The organism is Streptomyces sp. V4I2 (assembly GCF_030817655.1).
Classification (GTDB): domain Bacteria; phylum Actinomycetota; class Actinomycetes; order Streptomycetales; family Streptomycetaceae; genus Streptomyces; species Streptomyces plumbiresistens.
In genome coordinates, this window is the sequence record NZ_JAUSZM010000003.1 from 610881 (window position 1) to 629941 (window position 19061).

Below are 19061 nucleotides of genomic sequence, written 5' to 3' on the forward strand. Positions count from 1 at the left end.
AGGTGCGGGCGGGCGAGTGGGAGAGCCCGGTGAGAGGGGGGTTGACGAGGCGTCAGAGTGAGGCGGCCGCCGGCACGGCGCGGCCCCGGCGCTTGCGGCGCCACGCGTACAGGGCGAGGGCGACCAGCGTCATCACGTACGGAATCGTCGACACCAGCTGCGGTGGTACGTCGAGGGTGCCGAGCTGCACGGCCAGTGCCTCCGCCGCTCCGAAGCCGAGCGCGGCGAGGAAGACACCCCACGGCCGCAGGCCGCCGAGGAACACGGCGGCGAGGGCGATGAAACCGCGGCCGGCCGTCATGTCCCGTACGAAGAAGGAGACGTAGCCCATGCTGAGGAAGACCCCGGCGAGTCCTGCGAGGGCCCCGCTGAGGGCGAGTCCGGTGTACTGGACACGACGTACCGCGATCCCGACCGAGGCCGCGGCGTCCGGCATCTCGCCGACCGCGCGCAGGTGGAAGCCGAAGCGGGTGCGGAAGAACAGCCAGGCCACGAACGGCGCCGCCAGGAAGGCCAGCCAGGTGACCATGTTCTGGCCGCTCAGCACATCGCCGACCACCGGGATGTTCTCGATACCCGGCAGGGTGACCGTCGGCAGGCTGCCGCTCTTCAGGCCGGTGGTGCCGCCCTTGTCGTCGAGGAGGCTGTAGACGGCGTAGGCGGTGCCGCCGGAGGCGAGGAGGTTGAGGCCGATGCCCGCGATGATCGCGTCGGCGCCCAGCTCCAGGCGCAGCGCGGCGAGCAGCAGGCCCAGGAGTGTCGCCATCGCGACGCCGCTGACCGCGCCCAGCGCGACGGAGCCGCTGTAGCCGGCGACCAGCGCCCCGGTGCAGGCGGCGGAGAGCATCTGGCCGTCCAGGGCGATGTTGCTGATGCCGGCGCGTTCGGCGACCAGCCCGCCGAACGCGGCGAGCAGGTACGGCGTGGCGATCCGCAGTACGGCCGCCAGGAAGGCGCTGCTGAGGACGACGTCGAGCACGGAACTCATCGGACGCCCACCTGCCTCCGCGCCATGCGCCGCTTGAGGAGGTTGGGCAGGGCCTGGGCGGTGACCAGGAGCACGATGACCGCCTGGATGACCACCACGATCTCGGTGCCGACGTCCGTCTGCTGTTCCATGATGTCGCCCCCGGCGCGCAGGTAGGAGTAGAAGAATCCGGCGACCACGACGACCAGCGGGTTGTTCCTGGCCAGCAACGCGACCACGATCCCTTCGAAGGCGAGGCTTCCGGCGAGCCCGGGTTCGAGCCGCCCGTACACGCCCTGGACGAGATGGGCTCCGGCCAGCCCGGCGACGGCGCCGCCGATGACGAAGCTCCACTCGATGACCCGGGGCACGCGGATGCCGCCGTAGGCCGCGAAGTCGGGGTTGGCGCCGGTCATGCGGATGCGGTAGCCGAGCGGGGTGCGGGTGATGAGCAGCCACAGCGCGACGGCGGTCAGCAGCATGACCCCGAGGCCGATGTTGGCGCGGCCCAGTGGGATGCCGAAGACGTCGCTCAGCGGCGTGAGCACGGAGTCCTGCTGGATGGACTCGGAGTGCACGGCGCTGCTGCCCGGCTCCTTCAGCGGGCCGTTGACCAGGTAGTCGTAGACGCGGACGACGATGGCGTTGAGCATCAGCGTCGCCACGATCTCGTTGGCGCCGAGGCGTGCCTTCATCGATCCCGGAATCAGGCCCATTCCGGCGCCCGCCGCGGCTGCCGCGGCCATGGGCACGATCACGGCGACGACGGGCGGCAGCGGCAGGAAGATCGCGACGGTCGCGGCCGCCAGCGCACCGGCGTAGACCTGGCTCTCGGCGCCGAGGCTGATCTGGCGGGCGCGGAAGGGGATGGCGACCGACAGCCCGAGCAGGGTGAGCGTGGTGGCGTCCTCCAGCCAGCGGCCGACGCGGAAGGAGCGGTCGAGCGGGCCGGTGAGCATCGCCTCGTAGGCGCGGATCGGGTCGTTGCCGGTGGCGAGCATGACGAGGAAGCCGATGGCCAGGGCGGCGAGGATAGTGGCCAGGGCCATGCTGAGGTCGACGGCGAAGTCGCGGCGCCGGGTCGCGCGGTACTGGCTCCGGTCCTCGATCTCGATCGCGGTCATGGGGGTGGTGGTCACGGCGTCTCCCCCAGGTTTTCCAGACCGGCCGTCAGGTCGTCGTGGTCGTGCTCCTCGACGCCGAGCATGTAGAGCCCGACCCGCTTCTCGGTGAGGCCGCTCGTGTCGTCGAACCGGGCGACCAGGCGGCCGTCCTTGAGGACGAGCAACCGGTCGGACAGGGCGAGGAGTTCGGTGAGGTCGGCGGAGATCAGCAGGACGGCGGCGCCCGTGTCACGTGCGGCGACGAGGCGCTCGTACATGAACCGCATCGCGCCGATGTCCACCCCGCGGGTGACCTGCGAGGCGATCAACAGGCGTGGTCCTGCGGAGAGTTCGCGGGCGACGATGACCTTCTGCATGTTGCCGCCGGACAGTGCGCGCACCGGGACCGACGGGTCGGGGGTGCGGATGGCGTACTGGTCGATCAGACGGTCGGCGTGGGCGCGTACGGCGCCCGGGTGCAGGATGCCGCGTCGGGCGAGGGGCGGGCGGTCGTGGCGGTCGACGACGAGGTTGTCGGCGATGGACGCGTCGAGGGCGGCGCCGTTGTGCAGCCGGTCCTCCGGCACGTAGCCGATGCCGGCCCGGCGGTGTCCTGCCACGTCGAGGCCGGCCGTGTCGGTGCCGCCGACGTGGACGGTGCCCGTGGTGGGGCGGCGCAACCCGGCGAGGATCTCGGCGAGTTCGCTCTGGCCGTTGCCCTCGATGCCGGCCACGCCGACGATCTCCCCGGCGGCCACGTCGAAGTCGAGGCCGTGCAGGGACTGGCCGGTCGGGGCGTCGTAGCGGAGGCTTCGGACCCGCAGGGTGGTCTCCGTGGGGCGGGCCGGGGTGCGGTCCACGTCCAGGGACATGTCGCGGCCGACCATCATGGAGGCGAGCGAGCGCTCGGTGGCGTCGGCGGTGGCGACCGTGCCCACGAGGGAGCCGGCGCGCATCACGCTCACCTTGTCGCTGATCTCCCGTACTTCGCGCAGCTTGTGCGAGATGAACAGCACGGTCATCCCGCCGTCGCGCAGCCGGCGCACGGCGGCGAAGAGATCCTCGGTCTCCTGCGGGGTGAGCACGGCGGTCGGCTCGTCGAGGATCAGCACGCGGGCCCGCCGGTGGAGTGCCTTGAGGATCTCGGTGCGCTGCCGCATGCCGACCGACACCTCGTCGACGCGTGCCTTGGGGTCCACGACGAGTCCGGACTCCTCCGCGAGCCGGGCGGTCGTCTCCACGGCCGTCTTCGGGTCGACCATTCCGCGACGGCCCGGCTCGACGCCGAGGACGACGTTCTGGGCGACGGTGAAGGACGGCACCAGCATCAGGTTCTGGTGCACCATGCCCACGCCCAGCGCGATCGCCGAGGCGGGGCCCCGCAGCACACGGGGCCGTCCGCCGACCAGGATCTCGCCGGCGCTCGGCTGCTCCAGGCCGTAGAACAGCTTCATCAGCGTGGACTTGCCCGCGCCGTTCTCCCCGACGACCGCCCGGATCTCGCCCGGCGGGACCTCCAGGTCCACGGCGCGGACCGCGCGCACCCCGTTGGCGTAGGTCTTGGTGACCTGGCGGGCGGCGACGGCCGGTCCGTCCTTGCCCCATGGCTCGTTCATCATCAAGGCCGTTCGATTAGAGGGCGCTGGGCACCGTGACGGAGCCGGACTTGACCTTGTCTGCGGCTTCCTGGACCTCGGTGCGGATCGTCTCGGGCACCAACTCCTTGAAGTGGTCGTCGTTCACGTAGCCGACCGCGTCCTCGGCGAGGCCGACGGTGGAGACGGCGCCGTACTTCAGGGAGTCCTTCTGGTCCTCCTGCGCGGCCTTGTACAGGGCGTTGCCGACGTTCTTGAGGATGGAGGTGACGACGGTGTTCTTCTGCGCCTGGTCGGTGAGGGTCTGGTACTGGTCCGAGTCGACACCGAACGTGTACCGCTTGGCGCCGACGGCCGACTCGAAGGTGCCGAGTCCGGAGAGCCCGGCGACCGGCCACACCAGCGCGGCGCCCTGGCCGTACATGGCGGTGCTGATCTCCTTGCCCTTTGCGGGGTCGCCGAACGGCTTGTCGCCGCCCACGTACTGCACGAGGACGTCGGAGTTCTTTCCGCCGGCGGCCTGGAAGCCCGACTTGAAACCGACGACGAAGTCCTCGATCAACGGGATCTTCACGCCGCCCATGACGCCGACCTTCTTCAGCGATTCGGTTCCCTTGAGTGCTTTCGCGGCCACCAGCTTCTCGGCCAGGAATCCCGCGAGATAACCACCCTCGTTCTGCTTGAAGGTGACGGAGTAGACGTTCTCGCACTTGTTGGAACAGCCGCCGTTCTTGCCGCTGTAGTCGACCGGGGCGTCGAACAGCCAGAACTTCTTGTCCGGGAACTGCGGGGCGAGTTCGCCGATGTACTCGGTGACCTCGAAGGTCCCGGCGGCGAGGATGTCGTAGTCGTCGGCCGAGGCGGCGTCCTCGAATCCGGGCTCCCACTTGGTGCGGTCGGAACCCAGCTCAACGACCTTGAGCTCGTAGCCGAGGTCCTTCTCGGCTTTCTTCAGACCCGCGTAGGCGGAGTCGAAGAACGACTTGTCGCCCAGCCCGCCATTGATCACCAATTTGATACGCGGCTTGCCGGAGGATGCCGCTCCGGAATCGTCTCCGCCCGACCCTCCGCACGCGGCCAGCGCGAGCATCCCTGTCACCACGAGGGCGGCGCTTCTTCCGTATCGCATCATCGGTCTCCTGATCATTTCGTTGCTGAGTGAGCGGCTGCGTTGACAGTAGAAAGTGCAAAACGTTTTGGCTACGTTGCCCGGTTTCTGTTTGATTTCCGGTGTGGGAATTTCAGACATCGGTCATCAGACATCGGTCAGCAGCGCGGACGCGGCGATACGCAGCGTCCGGTCGAAGTCCGTCTCGCGTTCCTCGGCGGTGAGGGCCTCACCGGTGCGGAGGTGGTCGGAGACGGTCAGCACGGCGAGGGCCTCGGCGCCCTCGGCACAGGCCACGGCGTACAGTCCCGCCGCCTCCATCTCGACCGCGAGCGTGCCCCGGCGCTCCAGGGCGTCGAAGAGGGCGGGGCGGTCGAGATAGAAGTGGTCGCTGCTGAACACCGGTCCGATGTGCACGGCGGTGGGCTCCTTCTCGGCGGCGTCCGCGGCGGCGCGCAGCAGCCGGTAGGAGGGAGCGAGCGCGAGGGTCACGCCGTCGATGAGGACGCGGCTGAGGCTGGAGTCGGTGTGCGCGGCGGAGGCGATCACCACGTCCCGTACGGACACCGAGGCCGGGATCGCGCCGGCTGTGCCGACCCGGACGATCCTGCGCACGCCGTAGTGACGGAACAGCTCCGTCGCGTAGATCGTCACGGACGGGATACCCATGCCGGAGGCGAGGACCGACATCGATACGCCCCGGTGGCTTCCCGTGTAGCCGAGGATGCCGCGTACGTCGGTGACCTGCCGTGCGTCCTGCAGGAAGGTCTCGGCGATCCGGCGGGCGCGGCGCGGATCGCCTGGCATCAGCACAATCGGCGCGAAGTCGCCCGGCCGGGCCGCGATGTGAGGGGTGCCGGTGACCGGCCTGCTCACCTGTCCGGGCGTCACAGCTCCGCCCCCGCGAGCCAGCGCACCAGCCGGTCCCACAGCTCGGGGTAGCCCTTCCAGTCCAGGAAGGGCGGCGGCGCCCAGTGCGGTGCCACGTCGGAGGTGAACGCCGCTGATCTGCCAGTGCCGTGGCCGCTGCCGACGACGAGCAGGGGGTGCCCGGCGCACTCGGCCAGCAGCGTCGCCTCCGGTCGCGCGGTGACCTCGTTGAGGCCGAGGAGCGCGGGCCAGGACCGGTCCAGTCCCTGGACGACGGCGTGCTCGCCCACCACCTCGGGGACGGCGCCTGCCGGAAGCTCCACCCGGTCGTCGCGGTCCAGCATCGTCACCGGCAGGGCGGCGGCGAGCGGGGAGCGTCCCCATCGTGCGCGGGCGTCGATCCCGCTGAAGGTCAGATAGCCGCCGATCATCAGCACCCCGCCGCCCCGCTCCACAAAGCCGCGCACCAGCTCGGACCGGTCGAGGGAGGGGACGGAGTGGTTGAAGGTCTCCGGCGGGAGCTGGAAGCTGTTGGCGCCCACATCGCTGATGACGACGACGTCGTACGCGTCGAAGCCGTCGGCGGTGGCCGGAACCCGGGTCGGGATCTCGTGCGAGGGCACATAGGTCACCTCGTGGCCGCGGGAGCGGAGCGCCTCGAGGAAGGCGCCTCCGCCCTCCGTGTACTCGGAGCTGTGGAAGGCGTCGAAGCCTTTCTGGTGGACGGTGTAGGTGAACCAGGACTCGCCGACAACGAGCACTCTGGGCATGGCGAACCGCCTTTCGAGGCAGGGGGCATTGCCGCGCGGCACGGCAACTCCGTGCGGCGCGCGGACAGTTGGGGTCAGGTCAGGGTCAGCGGGTGACTGGTGCCGTGCTGCCGCGGACCTTCAGTTCGACGGGAAGGGTGTGCCGGGAGGCGGGCGGGACCTCGCCCCGGGTGACGTACTGGAGGAGTTGGGCGGTGGCCGTGCGGCCCACGTCGTAGGCCGGCTGGTGGACGGTGGTCAGGGGCGGATGCGCCAGCGAGGCCGCCCGGATGTCGTCGAAGCCGACCACCGAGACATCGTCCGGCACGGACAGCCCCGACTCCCTCAGCGCCAGGAGGGCACCGAAGGCCATCAGGTCGTTGGCCGCGAAGACGGCCGTGCAGTCCCCGGGGAGACCGCCGTCCTGGAGGAGTTCGGCGACGAGGCCGTGTCCGGAGGTCTCCTTGAAGTCGCCGACACGTTCGACGACCTCGCCGCGGAAGGCCCGCACAAAACCGTTCGCGCGGGCGTTGCTGCTCTTCAAGGCACGCGGGCCGGTCAGCATCAGGGCCCGGCGGTGGCCGAGCGACCGGAGGTGCTCCCCCACCAGTCGCCCGCCCGCCTCGTGGTCGGCGGTGGCGATGAGGGCGCCTTCCAGGCCCTCGACCTCCTCGTCGGCGAGCGCGATGGGGAACTTGCCCATCAGTGCCTCCAGCCGCCGCCGGGACGGCGCGGACCCCGAGGCGTACACCATGCCGTCGATGAACCGACTGCGGATCATGCCGAGGTAACGGTCCTCGCGGTCGGCGTCGAACTCGGTGTTGCACAGGATCAGGCCGTAGCCGAGGTCGTGGGCGGCGTCCTCGGCGCCCTTGGCGAGTTCGGCGAAGAAGGTGTTGCTGATGTCGGGGATCAGCAGGCCGATCACCGAGGTGGAACCGGCCTGGAGGCTGCGGGCCAGCGAGGCCGGGACATAGCCGAGCCGGTTGACGACGCTGCGGACCCGCGCGGCGGTGTGCTCGTTGACCGGCCGGTTGCCGCTGAGGACGTGGGAGACGGTGGTCGCGCTGACGCCTGCCGCGGCGGCCACGTCCTTGATGGACGCGGGTCGCCGGACGGCCGCCCGGTTGTACGGCTCAGGGGTCATAGTGCTGCACCGCCCCGCCGTGCGAGGTGTCGAGGATGCGGGCCACCCGAGTGTCGGCCTCGGCCAGCAGCGCCGGCTCGTCCACGGTGAGCAGCCGGCCGTCGCGCATCAGGACCCGGCCGTCGACGACGACCGTCCGTACGTCACTGGCGCGGGCGCTGTAGACCAGCGCGGCGCGCGGATCGTGCAGCGGACGGCAGTGCAGCCCGGACAGGTCGGTGAGGACGATGTCGGCGCGCATGCCCGGCTCCAGCGCCCCGATCTCTCGCTGCAACCCGAGAGCTCGGGCCCCGCCGCGCATGGCCAGGCGCAGGGTGTCGGAGACGGTCATCCAGGTGGCGTCCCGTACCGCCTGCTTCTGGGTGAGGGCGACCAGCCGCAGTGCTTCCCACACGTCGAGCGTGTTGTGGCCGGCGGCACCGTCCGTGCCGACGGCGACCGTCACTCCGGTGGCGAGCAGGTCGCGGACCGGGGTGAGCGGGGACAGGGCGTGCTTGAGATAGACCTTTGGACAGCAGGCCACGGCGGTCGTTCCGGCGTACTCGGCCAGCAACGGCAGATCCTGCTCGACGATCCCGCAGCCGTGCGCGATCAGCGCGCCGGCGTCCAGAACCCCGGTCTCGTGCAGCACCCGGATCGGCGTGACACCGCGTCGCTCCAGGCTGGACTGCGTCTGCTCCAGGTGCTCGGCGGCGTGGATGTGCATCCGCAGGCCGAGCCGCCGGGCGTGCCCGGCGAGGGTGCGCAGGTCGCCGTCGTCGACCGTGTACGGCGCGTGCGGCCCGAGCGAGACGGTGACCCGGCCGTCGGCACGGCCGTGCCAGGCCTCCGCGAACTTCACCGTGTCCGCCAGGGCCTCCTCGCCCCGGCTGCTGAAGTACGTGGGCGCGATGTCGGCCCGCAGCCCGGTCTCGGCGACCGCCTCGGCGATCTGCTCGGGGAAGAAGTAGTGGTCGGCGAAGGTGGTCACACCGGAGCGGATCATCTCGGCGCAGGCGAGCCTGGCCCCGATCCGTACGTCGGCGGGGGTGAGGTTGGACTCCATCGGCCAGACCCGGTCGTTGAACCAGCCCTCGACCGTCACGTCCTCGGCCGCGCCGCGCATCAGCACCATGGGGCTGTGCGTGTGCGCGTTGACCAGACCGGGAACGGCCAGCAGCCCGCGCCCGTCGATCACGTCCACCGCGTGGCCCGCACCGGAGGGGCCGGTCGGGCCGGAGACGTCGAGCGGACCAGAGGCGCCGAGCGGGCCGGGAGTGCCGGTCGCACCGAGGGTGCCGGTCGGCCGCACCTCCTCGATGACGCCGTCCGCCACCACGATGTCCTGTGCCCGCAGGATCTCGCACTCGCCGTGGGACGGGACCCGCAACACATCACAGCCCCTCACCAGGAGGCGGCCGGTCCGCGGAGGCGTTCTGTCGCTCATGGCGCACAAGCTAGATATCCAAAACGTTTTGCACAACCATCGGACGCCGGACCGGGCGATCGGCGATCCCATGCCGGTAAAACCAGGGTGCCTCTACGGGCATCAGCCGGGTACCGTGCGGGCCATGTCGAGTCCTGAGTCAGACAAGGTCGGGGCTTTCGGTCACGCCGTCAGCCCCCTGAACCACTGAGCTCGTAGCCCTGTCGTCGCGCCGCGTTCTGCGGCCGGGCGAGGGTGCCCTTGGGGCTGGCCGCGGTGACGAGATGACCTTCTCGTGCTTCTCCTCACCTCGGAGCCACTCGATATGCCTCTCCCGCTGTATCTGCTTGCCATGGCGGTCTTCGCCATGGGCACCTCGGAGTTCATGCTCGCCGGCCTTCTGCCGGACATCGCCTCGGATCTCGACGTCACCGTCGGAACAGCAGGCACGCTCACCTCGGCCTTCGCGGTCGGCATGGTCGTCGGTGCTCCCCTGGTGGCCGCGCTCGCCCGCACCTGGCCCAGGCGCTCCGGCCTTCTCGGGTTTATCCTCACTTTCGCGGCAGCTCACGCCGTGGGCGCCATCACCACGAGCTTCCCGGTCCTGTTCGCCACCCGGATCGTCGCCGCGCTCGCGAACGCGGGGTTCCTTGCCGTCGCTCTGACGGCTGCCGCCACGCTGGTCTCGCCCGACAAGAGGGGACGTGCGCTGGCCGTGCTGCTGTCAGGCACGACGGTGGCCACGATCGCCGGTGTCCCCGGTGGGTCGGTACTGGGCACTGTGCTCGGCTGGCGGGCCGCATTCTGGGCCGTCGCCGCTCTCTGCCTGCCGGCGGCTCTCGGCATCCTGAAGGCGATCCCGGCGGAACGTGTGAACGAAGAGGCGACTGGCGGACCAGCCTTGCAAGCGGAGCTCGCCCAGCTCACAAGGCAGCCACTGATTCTGGTGATGCTGCTCGGCGCGCTGGTGAACGCAGCCACGTTCGGCAGCTTCACCTTCCTCGCCCCCGTCGTGACCGACACCGCCCGGCTGGGAGAATTGTGGATCTCTGTCGTTCTGGTGCTTTTCGGCGCCGGTTCCTTCGCCGGGGTCACCGTCGCCGGCCGGCTGTCCGACCAGCGTCCCGGTCTGGTCATCGCAGTCGGCGGCCCGCTGCTGCTCGTCGGCTGGCCGGCCCTGGCGGTGCTGGCCGACGAGCCGGTCGCCCTGTTCGCCCTCGCGTTCGTGCAGGGCGCCCTGTCGTTCGCGCTGGGCAGCACCCTGATCACACGGGTCCTCTATGAGGCCGCGGAAGCCCCCACCATGGCCGGGTCGTATGCGACCGCGGCACTCAACGTCGGCGCCGCCGTCGGCCCCCTCCTCGCCGCAACCACCCTCAGCACCGCGGCCGGGAACCTCGGACCGCTGTGGGCAAGCGGGCTCCTGGTTGCGATCACACTGCTCATTGCGTTCCCCTTCCGCGCCGTGCTCGCGGCCGGCCGACGCGCCGAGGTGCTCCAGTGACGAAGCGAATTTCGCCCCAGCGTCCCTGGCCTTGCCAGCCTTGAACCGTGTGACTCCAGAACGCTTGGGGCGCTCGTCCCATCACCTGCCCCACAGCCCGCACGGACACGTTGCGCAAGTGCCCACATGGCCGATCGGTCCAACTTGGGCTGCTATCACGAGAGTTTGACGTGGTGTTCAGGCTGCGGTCTTCCCTCTGAACCAGGGTCAGGGGCCGCTCGGCTCGGCTCGAGTGCGAGGCCGGGGCCCGTGGTCGGCCGCACACGTCAGGTGTAGTAGGTGTCGAACGATCCGATCCACCATGCCGCCAACGGCAGCACGCACACCTGTACGCCGGCTGTGATCCAGCACCGGCACAGGACCGCGATCCCGGAGGTCCACCACGCCATCGTCCGCAGTGCGTGCACCACTCCCGCCTGATATCCCTGCCCGGAGGGATCCGTCATGCCGGGGTACCCCATCCAGTCCTCGGTGAAGACGCCGTCCGAACCGAACACGATGGCCGCCGACACGAGCCACAGGTCGACCAGGAAGGCCAACACGGCAAGTGCCACGTCGAGGCGCACGTACACGGGCGTCGGCACCAGTAGCCGTACCGCCAGGTGTCCGTCGTGCCGCACCCAGTCCCGCGGCCAAATGCGCACCAGCGTGACGACGGCGTACACCAACGCACCGATGGCCGCCGCCCACCCGCCCATGAAACACAGCCCGAAGAACAACATCACTAAACCCATGCCGGGCCAGATACCGCACCGTGGCGGAACGGTTCCCTCCGCAGCGAGGATGCTGGAAGCCCGGCAAGAACTTCCGACTTGTGCTGTCCAAGACACAGCCGACCGAAGCCGCCCTCGTCGACGGCGCCTCGGTGTGGCGCATGTACTGGCAGATCGTGCTGCCGCTGTGCCGCCCGGCGATGGCCGCCCTGGCCACACTCCTGTCCATCTGGATCTACAACGACTTCTTCTGGGCCCTGGTCCTCATCTCCACCGGCGAGAACATGCCCATCACCTCCGCGCTGAACAACCTCACCGGCGCGTACTTCACCGACCCCAACCTGGTCGCCGCCGGCGCCCTGCTCACCGCCATCCCCACCCTGATCGTCTACTTCGTGCTCCAGCGCCAGTTCGTCAGCGGACTGACCCTCGGCGCCAACAAGGGCTGACAACCCGTCCTGTCACCTGTTTCTCCTACCTCTCCCGGAGCACCACCAGTGAGTACCGCACGCCGTCTTCGGATTCCCGGAATCGCCTACGGAGGTGACTACAACCCCGAGCAGTGGCCCGAGGAGACCTGGGCCGAGGACACGCGCCTGATGCGCGAGGCCGGGGTGACCATGGTCAGCGTCGGCATCTTCTCCTGGGCGCTGCTCGAACCGTCCGAGGGCGAGTACGACTTCTCGCGCCTCGACAGGATCCTCGACCTGCTCCACGAGAACGGCATCGCCGCCGACCTGGCGACCCCGACCGCCTGCCCGCCCGCCTGGTTCTTCAGGGCGTATCCCGAGGCGCTGCCGGTCGACCGGGACGGCCGGCGGCTGTCGTACGGCAGCCGCCAGACCTTCTGCCCCAGCAGCCCCGCCTACCGCAGAGCGGCGCTGCGTATCGCGAAAGCCCTCGCCGACCGCTACGCCGCCCACCCGGCCGTCGCCATGTGGCACATCCACAACGAATACGGCTGCCACAACGCCGCCTGCTACTGCGACACCAGCGCCGCCGCCTTCCGTACCTGGCTGCGCACCCGCTACGAGGACGACCTGGACGCGCTCAACCGCGCCTGGGGCACCACCTTCTGGAGCCAGTGGTACTACGACTGGGACGAGATCATCCCGCCCCGCGCCACCGGTGCCGTCCCCAACCCCACCCACCAGCTGGACTGGCGCCGGTTCTGCTCCGACGAACTGCTCTCACTGTGCACCGCCGAACGCGACGTGCTGCACCGGGCCGCTCCGGACATCCCCGCGACCACCAACCTCATGGTCCTGCGCACCTTCGACGCCCTCGACTACTGGCGCTGGGCACCCGAGTTGGACATCCTCTCCAACGACCATTACCTGATGTCCGACGACCCGGAAGCGGAGATCGACATCGCCCTCAGCGGCGACCTGATGCGGTCGCTCGCGGGCGGCCCGTGGTTCCTCATGGAGCACTCGACCGGAGCCGTCAACTGGCAGCAGGTCAACCGCGCCAAGCGCCCCGGAGAGATGCGGCGCAACGCACTGGCCCACGTGGCCCACGGCGCCGACGGCATCGCGTTCTTCCAGTGGCGTGCGTCGAAGGCGGGAGCCGAGCAGTGGCATTCGGCGATGCTGCCGCACGCCGGCACCGACAGCCAGATCTGGCGGGACGTCGTCCAACTCGGCGCCGACCTGCGAGCGTTGGCCGAGGTGCGCGGCAGCAGCGTGAGTGCGGACGTGGCGATCGTGTGGGACTGGGACGCCCGCTGGGCGCTGGAACTGCCCGCCCAGCCCAGCGGCGAACTGCGCTACCAGGATCTGGTGCGCGACTGGTACGCACCCCTGTGGCGGGCGGGGGTCGCCGTCGACTTCGTACGCCCCGGCGAGCCCGGGCTCGACCGCTACAAACTCGTCCTCGCGCCGTCGTTGTACCTGGTGACGGAGGCAGCCGCCGCGAACCTCGCCCGGTTCACCGAACGCGGGGGCACGCTGGCCATCGGCTTCCACAGCGGCGTGGTCGACGAGAACGGCCATGTGTTCCTCGGCGGGTATCCCGGCGCGTTCCGCGATCTCCTCGGCGTGGTCACCGACGAACTCTTCCCCCTGCTTCCCGGAGAGACCGCCGGCCTGAGCGGCGAGGTACCTACGGGCGCCACGGCCGACCTGTGGTCCGAACGTGTCCGGCTCACCGGCGCGCAGACCGTCGCCTCCTACGCCGACGGCCCACTGGCCGGCCACCCCGCCGTCACCCGCCACCACCACGGCGACGGCACCGCCTGGTATCTGGCCACCCACCCCGACCAGGACACGCTCGCCACCCTGCTCCACCACGTGCGCCGGGAGGCCGGCGTCACACCGGAGCACGAGGCGCCCGCCGGGATCGAGGTGGTCCGGCGCCGCGGCACGGAGGCCGACTACCTGTTCCTCATCGACCACGCCGGAAAGGGAGCCGAAGCACCCGCCGACGGCGTCGAACTCCTCACCGGCACACCGATCACCGGAACCGTCACCATCCCACCGGGAGGCGTCGCCGTCGTCCGCGAGCCACGCTGACCCGTCTGCCGAAGTGACCGGACCGCGCTACCACACCAGGTACGCGGCCTGGCCACCTAGGCTGTACCGGAGCAACTGATCGAGGTGGCGTCAGGGCTGACCGTTGCCCGCAATCCCGAGTGCTGTACGAGTCGCCGCGGGTTCGTACTCCGGGGCGACGTCCGCAAGCACGCTCAGAGCGGTGCGCGCCAGATGGCGGGCGATCAAGCGTGCGGCTTCGGTCGCGTCGCTCAGGCGCAGTGCCTCCAGGAGCGCTTCGTGATCCGCGTGTGCCCGGCCCCATGAGCCGGGCACGCCCAGCTGAGCCAGGCGGATGTAACGATCGCTGTGTTCGCCGAGCGACACGAGCATGCGCCGCAGATGCGGCCCCACCGCCCGGGTGGCGATGCGGTGGAACTCCCTGTGCGCGGCATGCCATTCGTCCGGCCGGTCGCCGCCCGCCAGCTCCTGCATCCGCTGCAGGACGTCGCTCATGCGTTTGAGGTCCTCAGCCGTGAGCGACCTGGCCGTCATGCTGACAGCGAGCGTTTCGAGCATGATGCGAGCCCCGTAGACAGCGTCCAGGTCCTCAGGGTCCACCGCCCGCACCCGGGCCCGCTGGTCGGGCCGCGCGTCGATGAGCCCCTCTTCCTGGAGCAGCCGGAACGCCTCCCGCATGGGCGTGCGGCTGACGCCCAGATTCCGCGCCATTTCGGCCTGGAGCAACACCGACCCCGGAGGCAGCTCACCGCTGAGGATCATGTTTCGCAACCGCCCGTGGACGTCGAGAGCAAGGCGGCGACCGCCCGCGGCGACCGCGGGGCCTTCGTCCGGCGGCACGGAATCGGCCTGCCCTTCGCTGCCGACGTCGGCCGACCCCTGGTCCTTGGAGGACGTGTTCCTGCTCCTGCTCACGCCGGGAGTCTACCCAGTGTGTATGCAGCCGATACGGAAACCCCTCCCAACTGCCCAGTCATGACTCGCCTGACTGCGCCCGGCCACGTGCAGACAGCGCGTCACTGTATCCACCTGGGCCTGCGGGTTCCGGGTCGTCAGGCAGGAGCAGGAGACCTGGTCCCACGCCGATGCACAGGGTCGCCACACCGACACTCGAGCTTTCGGCGGCCGGCTGGTGGGCGACGGCCCTGGCTGGCCGCGCGCCGGGCGCGCCCGGCGGATGGCCGATGGCGATGGCCCCGCCAGGCGGACTGAGATCGCGGGGATCGAACTCGGTCCCCGCTTGCTTCAGCGTCCCCGACCGGGACCGATCAGGGACGTGAGCGGTCCGGCGGGCTGCCAGTCCGGATCGAAGCGGCGGCGCAGGCCGGCCACCGCCTCGATGCCGCGCAGGGTCACCTCGGGAGAAGCCGACAGGCCGGCGGGCCCGAGGAGACCGGGGACGGCGGCCCGGACAGCGGCCTCGGGCAGACCGTGCCGCAGCAGAGCCGCCTCGTGTCCGCAGCCCGGCACGGGACTGCGCGCCGACGCCGAACGCAACCGCTGCCGCATCCTGGCCGCCGCCCGCCGCCTCTACGCCACCGAAGGACTCGGCGTCTCCATGGCCTCCGTCGCCCGCGAGGCAGGCGTCGGCAAAGCCACGCTCGGCCGGCGCTTCGCCACCCGGGAGGAACTCGTCAACGCGGTCTTCGCCGACCGCATGGACGCCTACGCCGACGCCGACCCCGATCCCTGGCACGGCTTCACCGGCTACCTCCACGCCGTCTGCGCCATGCAGGCCGCCGACCGCGGCTTCGCCGACGTCCTGACCATGACCTTCCCCGCCGCCAAGGCCCTGGAGGCCCGCCGCGCCGAGGCGTACGACCGGCTGCTCGAACTCATCACCCGCGCCAAGAACAGCGGACACCTGCGCGACGACTTCACCCACCAGGACGTCGTCATCCTGCTCATGGCCAACGCCGGCGTCATCGCCGCCACCGGCGACGCCGCCCCCGACACCTGGCGCCGCCTCGTCGGACACATGCTCCGCTCCTACGCCGCCCCCGACGCACCGATCCCCGCGCTGCCCGAAGCCCCCAGGCCCACGGCTCTCTACCGCGCCATGGTCCGCCTGTCACGACCCGGCGCGGGACAGCACGCCTGATACGGAGTGGGTGGGTGTCCAGCGGGCGTGCGGGGGGATCCTGCTCGCCTGTCCTCCGCCGGGAGCTGTCGTTCAACGCGCCGGGCAGGCGCGAACCCTTCCCGGCACGCAGGGCGACCGCGCTGCGGAGCTGCTTCCAAAGGTCCTGAAGAAGGGCTGAATGCCGCTCAACCGGCCCGGGGCGGGCAACCTTCGCACACGCCGTCCGGGTCCCTCCCGTTGTTCGCCATCAACGAAGGGACGGCGCATGACAACTCGCACCATGCGGTTCGGTTTGGCGGGCACGGCGGCGGTGGCAGCCATGACGGCATCGTCGTTCACAGCGCCCGCCGTGGCGGACCCCGCTGCCCCTGCCTCCGCCCTCGTCACCGAGAAGGATCAGCACCGGTCGACCCAGCGGGCCATGGACGCCGCCGTCAAGGACGGCGTGCCCGGAGTGACCGGCCAGGCGATGGACAAGTACGGGACCTGGAACGGCACCGCGGGCGTCGGAAACCTGAAGACCCAGCAGCCGCGCGGCGCCCAGGACCGCTACCGCATCGCCAGCATCACCAAGACCTTCGTGTCGACCGTGCTGCTCCAGCTGGAGGCGGAGGGGAAGGACAGGTAGGAACCGTTGATGTCGAGCGCGGTCACCTCGTGCTCACCGGGCGGCAGTTCGGGCTCGTTCTGCGGGGTCTGCCGGGCGCGCCCCCGGCAGACCCCGCCGCAGGTCGCCGATGGTTCAGGCGGCCAGCGTGGAAACCCGGCCGCGGGCCGGTTTCGGTTCGAGGACGCGTTCGGCCAGGTAGCCGAACAGGAGCCCGAACGCCGCCCACAGAACGGCCTGGACGCCGATGGAGGCCAGGCGGAATTCCCACAGATCGGTGGCGGGGAAGCCCTTCGGGGTGTTCTCGCCGGACGGCAGGACGACCATGGCGACGGCCACTGCCGCGACGAAGGCCCCGCCGGCGGCGATGGAGGCGTTCCAGTTGCCCCACGCCGGTGCCAGGCGACGGCCCAGCAGGATGGCTCCGATGCCCAGCAGAACGCTCAGCGCGATCATCAGGACGAACAGGATGGTGCGCTTGTCGAGCGTGTCGGGGTTGCCGACGGCAGGCGGATTCGCCGGGTACTTCACGATCGGTACCAGGTAGACGAGGAGGAATCCGACGAGCCCGGTGAGTGCCGCCGTCGCCCGGGCACCGAACCGGCCGATCCGGCCCAGCGCGAAGCAGAACGCCAGCGCCGCGATGCCGCCGATGGCGACGCCGAAGACGAGGACGCCCGTGGCGAGACCGGCCGTCGACTGCAGGGAACGGCTGACGAGTTCCTCGCCGCCGTGTTCGTGGGAGTTGGCCTCTTCGAACGCGATGGCCGCATCTACCGGGCCTTCTCCGACCAGGTAGGCGAAGACGAAGGCGAGCAGGCCGGCGGCGACGCCGGCGAGCATGCCGCGCACCAGCAGGGTGCGTACGGTGACGGAGTTCATGGATGAGGACCCGTCAGTGGCAGGGGAAGCCGAGGAGGTGGCGGGCGTCGTGCACCCACTCGTGCACGCCCTCACCGGAGACCAGCGCGGTGGCGCCCTGCTCGGCGCCGACGAAGTACAGCAGGACCAGCATCAGGACGCCGAAGAAGACCGCCCACGGGGCGATCGCCCGCAGCGGCAGCGGCGTGAGGGTCTGGGTGGTGGGGGTGGGGGCGGCAGTGGACTGCGCCATGGCGAGACCTCCTCGGGAACATCGCGTCCCGCATCGTGTGGAGCACGCGACGACGGCGTTGGGTCTGACTCACCACCACCTCCAGGGAGGGGGCGGCACACAGTGGCGCGACCGTGCCGGGCTTGCACCGGCTTCCGTGGCGCCGTCGTCCTTGTCGCCCCAGAGCGTAGGGGCAATAAGGGCTTCAGCCAACATGGCGTACGCCACCTACGATGAACCGACCTCAGCCACCTGGCGAAAGAGCCCTCATGACCGTCCGCCTCACCCTGCTGTGCGCCGCCGCCCGCGCGGAGCGAGACGTGCGCTTCGCCGACGTGCCCCTCGACGAGCGGGCGCTCCGGCAGGCGAAGACGGTCGCCGGAACCGTCCCCGCGGCGGCCACTCTGTACACGGCGCCGTCCCAGCGGTGCACGCAGACGGCCCAGGCCCTGGGGTGGGACGCCGTCACCGTAGAAGCGGCGCTGCGGGACGTCAACATGGGCTCGTGGCACGGCCGGACACTCGACGAGGTCGCGGCGAGTGACGGGCCGGGCCTCGTCGCCTGGATGTCGGATCCGGAAGCAGCGCCGCATGGCGGCGAGTCCGTGGCCGAGGTGTGCGAGCGGGTCTCCAGCTGGCTGGACGGGCTGTCGAGCGATGCGGGGCGGGTACTGGCCGTGGTCGAGCAGGCCGTGGCGCGTGCTGCGGTGGTCCGTGTGCTGGACGCGCCGCAGCGGTCGTTCTGGAAGGTGGACGTTCCGCCCCTGACCGCCGTCCAGCTCACTGGCCGGGGCGGCCGCTGGAATCTGCGGATGGGTGCCGTCGCCGATGGCTTCCTGTGAGCCTGTCCTGGGGCCGCATCGGGCAACGTTCGCCCTGTCGACGACCTTGCGCAGCCGTTCGTCGACAGCGAGCTTGTGCCCCCGGTGCGGATGATCAGCAGCAGGCTCTGTCCCTCGTCGTCATCGATCTCGCGGACGCCTACTCGCTCAGCCTCCGGCACAGCTTCCCTGCCGGGCGCTGTCGGCGAGTGTCATTCCGTCGGCGTGCCGATCCGCAGCTGGTCCGGAGTCGCCGCATGTGCCGCCCGGCCGGTCTCGCCATGGACCTCACCCCGCTCATTGTCAGTCGCGGCTTCCGGCTCCTGTACGCACGACGGGTTCATCGGAGCGATGTTCGCCACGCTCTCGACGAGCGTGGCGGTGGCCGTCCAGATCTACGAACTCACCGGTCGCCGCTGCACATCGGCCTTGTCAGCCTCGCGCGAGCCCTCCCCTTGGGGGCCGGCGTACTGGTCGGCGGGGTCCTGGCCGACCGCAACGACCGCCGTCCGCTGATGCTGGCCACCCGGCTCCCGCTGACGCTCGCTCCGGCGGCCCTGGCCGCCAACGCGCTGCTGCCGGACCCGCAGGTGTGGCTCGTCTACGTCGCCACCGCGTCGACCGGGCTCCTCGCCCGACTCGGCGGACCGGCCATGCCGGCGGCCATTCCGTCCCCGGTCGGCACCGAACGCCTCGCTGCGGCAGGCGCGTTGACCTCCGGTTCCACCCAACTCGCGGCGCTGCTGGGCCCCACCGCGGGCGGACTGCTCATCGCGGGCTCCGGCCTGGCCGCCTGATACGCCG

At 70.6% G+C, this 19061-nt stretch carries 20 protein-coding genes and 1 pseudogene; 7 read left to right on the forward strand and 14 right to left on the reverse strand.

The genetic code is table 11. The features are described 5' to 3' along the window. Positions 1-52: 52 nt before the first annotated feature. From QFZ76_RS03540 to QFZ76_RS03575, 8 genes are all read right to left on the reverse strand, one after another. Positions 53-988 carry an ABC transporter permease gene (locus QFZ76_RS03540; RefSeq protein WP_307672300.1) on the reverse strand — a complete coding sequence of 312 codons (936 nt, stop codon included), beginning with the start codon at positions 986-988 and terminating at the stop codon, positions 53-55. Next, complete coding sequence (locus QFZ76_RS03545; protein WP_307672301.1) at positions 985-2106, reverse strand: ABC transporter permease; 1122 nt, start codon at positions 2104-2106, stop codon at positions 985-987. Before QFZ76_RS03545 ends, QFZ76_RS03540 begins: the two co-directional genes overlap by 4 nt. Next, positions 2103-3689: an ABC transporter ATP-binding protein gene (locus QFZ76_RS03550; RefSeq protein ID WP_307672302.1), complete on the reverse strand. Its 1587-nt coding sequence runs from the start codon at positions 3687-3689 to the stop codon at positions 2103-2105. Before QFZ76_RS03550 ends, QFZ76_RS03545 begins: the two co-directional genes overlap by 4 nt. A gap of 13 nt (positions 3690-3702) precedes the next feature. Beyond that, positions 3703-4767 (reverse strand): BMP family protein, encoded by a 1065-nt coding sequence (locus QFZ76_RS03555; protein ID WP_307672303.1) that lies wholly within the window; start codon positions 4765-4767, stop codon positions 3703-3705. Between the two features lie 153 nt (positions 4768-4920). Beyond that, complete coding sequence (gene deoD / locus QFZ76_RS03560; RefSeq protein ID WP_307672304.1) at positions 4921-5649, reverse strand: purine-nucleoside phosphorylase; 729 nt, start codon at positions 5647-5649, stop codon at positions 4921-4923. A gap of 11 nt (positions 5650-5660) precedes the next feature. Beyond that, the gene (locus tag QFZ76_RS03565) at positions 5661-6413 is read right to left on the reverse strand and encodes a glutamine amidotransferase (RefSeq protein WP_307672305.1); all 753 of its coding nucleotides are present in this window, start codon (positions 6411-6413) and stop codon (positions 5661-5663) included. Between the two features lie 85 nt (positions 6414-6498). Continuing rightward, a complete protein-coding gene (locus tag QFZ76_RS03570) occupies positions 6499-7539 on the reverse strand; it encodes a LacI family DNA-binding transcriptional regulator (protein WP_307672306.1) in 1041 nt (346 codons plus the stop codon). Beyond that, positions 7529-8965: an amidohydrolase gene (locus QFZ76_RS03575; protein ID WP_307672307.1), complete on the reverse strand. Its 1437-nt coding sequence runs from the start codon at positions 8963-8965 to the stop codon at positions 7529-7531. Before QFZ76_RS03575 ends, QFZ76_RS03570 begins: the two co-directional genes overlap by 11 nt. A 304-nt stretch (positions 8966-9269) precedes the next feature. Between QFZ76_RS03575 and QFZ76_RS03580 the strand changes: the two genes are divergently transcribed. Next, on the forward strand, positions 9270-10448 hold the full coding sequence (locus tag QFZ76_RS03580) for a Cmx/CmrA family chloramphenicol efflux MFS transporter (RefSeq protein WP_307672308.1): 1179 nt from the start codon (positions 9270-9272) through the stop codon (positions 10446-10448). A 266-nt stretch (positions 10449-10714) separates the two neighbouring features. Here the strand turns inward: QFZ76_RS03580 and QFZ76_RS03585 are convergent, their stop codons facing one another. After that, positions 10715-11182, reverse strand: coding sequence for a hypothetical protein (locus QFZ76_RS03585; protein WP_307672309.1), 468 nt, complete (start codon positions 11180-11182; stop codon positions 10715-10717). 101 nt (positions 11183-11283) lie between these two features. Between QFZ76_RS03585 and QFZ76_RS03590 the strand changes: the two are divergent. Beyond that, positions 11284-11610 (forward strand): annotated as a pseudogene (locus tag QFZ76_RS03590) (carbohydrate ABC transporter permease); the annotation flags it as partial. A gap of 48 nt (positions 11611-11658) precedes the next feature. Continuing rightward, positions 11659-13674, forward strand: coding sequence for a beta-galactosidase (locus tag QFZ76_RS03595; RefSeq protein WP_307672310.1), 2016 nt, complete (start codon positions 11659-11661; stop codon positions 13672-13674). A gap of 90 nt (positions 13675-13764) precedes the next feature. Here the strand turns inward: QFZ76_RS03595 and QFZ76_RS03600 are convergent, their stop codons facing one another. The 3 genes from QFZ76_RS03600 to QFZ76_RS03610 are packed head-to-tail and all read right to left on the reverse strand — an operon-like array spanning position 13765 to position 15150. Continuing rightward, positions 13765-14568, reverse strand: a complete 804-nt coding sequence (locus QFZ76_RS03600; protein WP_307672311.1) for a GntR family transcriptional regulator — start codon at positions 14566-14568, stop codon at positions 13765-13767. 58 nt (positions 14569-14626) lie between these two features. Continuing rightward, entirely contained in the window at positions 14627-14953 is a 327-nt protein-coding gene (locus QFZ76_RS51645; RefSeq protein WP_373464497.1) for a hypothetical protein, read from the reverse strand. Then, positions 14899-15150, reverse strand: coding sequence for a hypothetical protein (locus QFZ76_RS03610; RefSeq protein WP_307680377.1), 252 nt, complete (start codon positions 15148-15150; stop codon positions 14899-14901). Before QFZ76_RS03610 ends, QFZ76_RS51645 begins: the two co-directional genes overlap by 55 nt. On the opposite strand from QFZ76_RS03610, the gene QFZ76_RS03615 reads away from it, so the two are divergent. Together QFZ76_RS03615 and QFZ76_RS03620 are read left to right on the forward strand one after the other, a co-directional pair. Then, positions 15128-15754, forward strand: coding sequence for a TetR/AcrR family transcriptional regulator (locus QFZ76_RS03615; protein ID WP_307679920.1), 627 nt, complete (start codon positions 15128-15130; stop codon positions 15752-15754). The genes QFZ76_RS03610 and QFZ76_RS03615 overlap by 23 nt on opposite strands. A 247-nt stretch (positions 15755-16001) precedes the next feature. Continuing rightward, the gene (locus QFZ76_RS03620) at positions 16002-16364 is read left to right on the forward strand and encodes a serine hydrolase (RefSeq protein WP_307672312.1); all 363 of its coding nucleotides are present in this window, start codon (positions 16002-16004) and stop codon (positions 16362-16364) included. Between the two features lie 114 nt (positions 16365-16478). On the opposite strand, the gene QFZ76_RS03625 is transcribed toward QFZ76_RS03620, so the two are convergent. Together QFZ76_RS03625 and QFZ76_RS03630 are read right to left on the reverse strand one after the other, a co-directional pair. Continuing rightward, complete coding sequence (locus QFZ76_RS03625; RefSeq protein WP_307672313.1) at positions 16479-17225, reverse strand: CbtA family protein; 747 nt, start codon at positions 17223-17225, stop codon at positions 16479-16481. Positions 17226-17238: 13 nt separating this feature from the next. Continuing rightward, entirely contained in the window at positions 17239-17457 is a 219-nt protein-coding gene (locus QFZ76_RS03630; RefSeq protein ID WP_285514592.1) for a CbtB-domain containing protein, read from the reverse strand. Between the two features lie 248 nt (positions 17458-17705). Here QFZ76_RS03630 and QFZ76_RS03635 point away from each other — a divergent pair, with 248 nt between their 5' ends. Both QFZ76_RS03635 and QFZ76_RS03640 read left to right on the forward strand, forming a co-directional pair. Further along, positions 17706-18278, forward strand: a complete 573-nt coding sequence (locus QFZ76_RS03635) for a histidine phosphatase family protein (RefSeq protein ID WP_307672314.1) — start codon at positions 17706-17708, stop codon at positions 18276-18278. A 260-nt stretch (positions 18279-18538) separates the two neighbouring features. Further along, positions 18539-19054: an MFS transporter gene (locus tag QFZ76_RS03640; RefSeq protein ID WP_307679921.1), complete on the forward strand. Its 516-nt coding sequence runs from the start codon at positions 18539-18541 to the stop codon at positions 19052-19054. Positions 19055-19061: the final 7 nt, after the last annotated feature.